At 70.1% G+C, this 3,723-nt stretch carries 3 protein-coding genes; all 3 read right to left on the reverse strand.

What is annotated here, in order from left to right:
• Positions 1 to 143: 143 nt before the first annotated feature.
• Positions 144 to 1,577 (reverse strand): GH1 family beta-glucosidase, encoded by a 1,434-nt coding sequence (locus ACFV5N_RS25785; protein ID WP_385604339.1) that lies wholly within the window; start codon positions 1,575 to 1,577, stop codon positions 144 to 146.
• A gap of 130 nt (positions 1,578 to 1,707) precedes the next feature.
• On the reverse strand, positions 1,708 to 2,520 hold the full coding sequence (locus ACFV5N_RS25790) for a carbohydrate ABC transporter permease (protein ID WP_078575973.1): 813 nt from the start codon (positions 2,518 to 2,520) through the stop codon (positions 1,708 to 1,710).
• A 156-nt stretch (positions 2,521 to 2,676) separates the two neighbouring features.
• Positions 2,677 to 3,723: carbohydrate ABC transporter permease (locus ACFV5N_RS25795; protein ID WP_385604342.1), on the reverse strand; the 1,047-nt coding region annotated here is incomplete at its 5' end.

Raw genomic sequence — 3,723 nt, forward strand, 5'->3', positions numbered from 1 at the left:
CCGCCCCGGGGCCGCCACCCCGCCGGCCGGGGGCCGGGCACTCCCCCGGGCCCGGCCCCCCCGCCGCGCACAGGCACGGCGGCGGACCAGGCGCCAGGCCCCCCCGTCCCCCCTTCCGGGAAAGCGACGGTAGGCGGCGGTGGCTAGTCGCTCGAGGAGGCGGGGAGCTGGTTCGAGGCGATGACCCCGGCGTACCAGCGGGCGCTGGACTTCGGGGTACGCGCCAGGGTGTCGAAGTCCACGTGGACGATGCCGAAGCGCTTGCTGTACCCGAAGGCCCACTCGAAGTTGTCCAGCAGCGACCACACCTGGTAGCCGCGCACGTCGGCGCCCTGCTCCATCGCCTCGTGCACGGCCGCGAAGTGCTGCCGCAGATAGGAGATGCGCTCCGGGTCGTGCACCGCGCCGGTGGCGTCGGGCTTGTCGTCGTACGCCGCGCCGTTCTCGGTCACGTACAGACCCAGCTTCGGTGCCTCGCGGCTGAAGCGCAGCAGCAGTTCGGTCAGCCCGGCCGGGGCGACCGTCCAGCCCATCTCGGTGACGTCGCCCGCCGGCCGGTGGAACACCACGTCCTCGGCGCCGACCCACATGGAGTGCTCGGACTTGCCGTGGTTGTCCGCCCGCTTGCTCTCCGGCAGTTCGTCCTCGACCGGCCCGGACACCACGGTGGTGGTGTAGTAGTTGATCCCGATCGCGTCCAGCGGCTGGTGGATGATCGCCTCGTCGCCGTCCCGGACGAAGGACCAGTCGGTCACCCGCGCGGTGTCCCGCTTCAGGTCCTCCGGGTAGGAACCGTGCAGCACCGGGTCGGAGAAGATCCGGGTGTGCAGGTTGTCGATCCGGCGCGCCGCGTCGCGGTCCGACTCCGACTCGGGGTCGAGCGGGTGCACCACGCCGGGGTTGAAGCTGATCGACACCTCGGCGGCCCGCGGCAGCACCGAGCGCAGCGCCTGCGTACCGAGGCCGTGCGCGAGGTTGAGGTGGTGCGCGGCGCGCAGCACCGACTCGTGGTCGTGGCGCCCGGGGGCGTGCACGCCGGAGCCGTAGCCCAGGAACGCGCTGCAGAACGGCTCGTTGAGCGTGGTCCACAGCGACACCCGGTCGCCCAGGGACTCGCCGACGATCCCCGCGTACTCGGCGAACCGCTCGGCCGTCTCCCGCTCCGGCCAGCCGCCGGCGTCCTCCAGCTCCTGGGGCAGGTCCCAGTGGTAGAGGGTGACGATGGGGGTGATGTCGCGCTCCAGCAGCCCGTCCACCAGTTCGCGGTAGAAGTCGAGCCCGCGCTGGACGGCCGGACCGCGCCCGGTGGGCTGGACCCGGGGCCAGGAGACGGAGAACCGGTACGAGCGCAGGTTCAGCTCGGACATCAGCGCGAGATCGTCGCGCCAGCGGTGGTAGTGGTCGCAGGCCACGTCGCCGGTGTCGCCGGCCAGGACCTTGCCGGGCGTATGGCTGAACGTGTCCCAGATCGAGGGGGTCCGGCCGCCCTCGCGAGCGCCTCCCTCGATCTGATAGGCGGCCGTGGCCGCGCCCCACAGGAAGTCCGGTGGAAACACTCGTGGATTGTTTTCAGTCATGGAAGCGCTCCCATTTTTGCTTGTTTCAGAGGGTAACCGACCTCGCCGGACAGTGCTGCCCGCGGCGGCCCCCGGGATCACCCGGGCGCCGCCGCCCCACCGCGGGCCGTTGTGCGGCCCGCGGCGGTGTTCAGCCCTTGATCGCGCCGTGCATGATGCCGCCGACGATCTGCTTGCCGAACAGGACGAACGCGATCAGCAGCGGCAGCGTGCCCAGCAACGCGCCCGCCATGATGACGCCCTGATCGGGTACATACCCACGACCGAGATTGGTCAGGGCCACCTGGACGGTCGGATTTCGCTGGGTGAGGGCGATGATCGGCCAGAAGAACTCGTTCCAGGCGGCCACGAAGGTGAGCATGCCCAGGACCGCCATCGCCGGCCGCGCCACCGGGAACACCACGTGCCACACCACCCGCAGGCTGTGCGCGCCGTCCATCCGGGCGGCCTCGATCAGTTCGGTGGGCAGCGCCTGCGACAGGTACTGCCGCATGAAGAACACCCCGAAGGCGCTCACCATCATCGGCAGGATGACCACTTGCAGCTGGTCCACCCACTCCAGCTTGGCGGCCCCCATGAACAGCGGAACCACCGTCAGCTGCGGGGGAACCATCATGGTGCCGATCACCAGCAGCATCAGCACGTTCTTCGCCCGGAACCGCAGTTTGGCGAACGAGAACCCGGCCAGCGTCGCGAACAGCACCGTGGAGACGGTGATGGTGCCGGCCACGAAGGTGGTGTTCAGCAGCGCGAGACCCAGGTTGGCGTCGGTCCAGGCCCGCTCCAGGTTGTCGAAGAGCCGGTCGCCGAACCAGAACGGCGGCGGCGTCTGCGCCAGCCGGCCCGAGGAGTGGGACGCCGCGATCAGCTGCCACACCAGCGGGACCAGCGAACCGATGGTGAAGATGATCAGAATGGTGTACGTCAGCCAGCCGCCGTGCATCTGCCGGCCGGCGCTGCCCGCCCGCCGGCCGCGCCGGCGCCGCCCGGAGGAACCGCCCGCCGTGCCGTCGCCCCGGCCACCGGATTCCGGGGCCGGGGACTTCCCGGCCACGCCCGCCGCGCGCTCCGCGCTCTCGGTCTCAGTGGTAGTCACGGGTCACGCCTCCTTGCCGGCGGAATCGCGGTTCACCCAGCGCATGATCGCCCAGTAGACCAGCCCGATGATGATCAGCAGGAGGAACATGGTCCAGGCGATGGCCGCCGCTCGGCCGAGATGGAAGTTGAACCACCCCATCTGGTACATGTACAGACCGAGCGTCTGGTACTGGGACTGCGAACCACCCGCGGGCGACCCGGCGAACAGCAGCGGCTCACCGAACAACTGCGTGGCGCCGATGGTCGAGACCACGACGGTGAAGATGATCGTCGGACGCAGCGACGGGATCGTCACATGGATGAACTGCTGCCAGCGGCTGGCACCGTCCAGCGACGCCGACTCGTACAGATCGTGCGGGACAGCCTGCATCGCGGCCAGGTAGATCAGCGCGTTGTAGCCGGTCCAGCGCCAGATGACGATGGTGGACACGGCGAACTGGCTGCTCCAGCTGCCCGCTTCCCAGGACACCGGGTCGATCCCCACCAGGCCGAGCGCCCAGTTGATCACACCGTAGTCCCGGCCGTACAGCATCGCGAAGACCAGGGTGGCGGCGGCGATGGAGGTGGCGTACGGGGTCAGCATCGCGACCCGGAACATCATCGAGCCGCGCAGCTTGTAGTTGAGCAGATGGGCGATGCCCAGGGCCATCAGCAGCTGCGGCACCGTGGAGATGACGCCGATGGTGAAGGTGTTGCCCAGGGCGTTCCAGAAGAACTCGTCCTGCCACAGCCGGGTGAAGTTCTGGAAGCCCACCCATTCCAGTTCGTTCGGGTTGTGAAGGGACACCCGGTGCAGGGCCGACCAGCCCGTGTACAGCAGCGGGAAGAGCCCGAACGCGGCGAAGAAGACGAAAAAGGGCGCGATGAAGCCGTACGGGCTCCACTTGGTGTCCCGCTGATATCGGCGGGAACGGCGAGCGGCCCGGCGCTGCTCCTTGGCATCGTCGCCGGGCGGGGCCGCGGGGCCCCCGGGGGCGGCGGGGGGGGGCGCGGGGGGGGGGGGTGGGGGTGGGGGGGGGGGGGGGGGCGGGGGAGTGGACGGCCATGG

The sequence above is a fragment of the Streptomyces sp. NPDC059853 genome (genome assembly GCF_042731495.1).
In the GTDB taxonomy this organism is placed as follows: Bacteria; Actinomycetota; Actinomycetes; order Streptomycetales; family Streptomycetaceae; genus Streptomyces.

What these genes read in the sequence shown, in the direction of transcription:
- ACFV5N_RS25790 (WP_078575973.1), bottom strand. Translation starts at nt 2,520, where the DNA reads ATGCACGGCGGCTGGCTGACGTACACCATTCTGATCATCTTCACCATC.
- ACFV5N_RS25785 (WP_385604339.1), bottom strand. Translation starts at nt 1,577, where the DNA reads ATGACTGAAAACAATCCACGAGTGTTTCCACCGGACTTCCTGTGGGGC.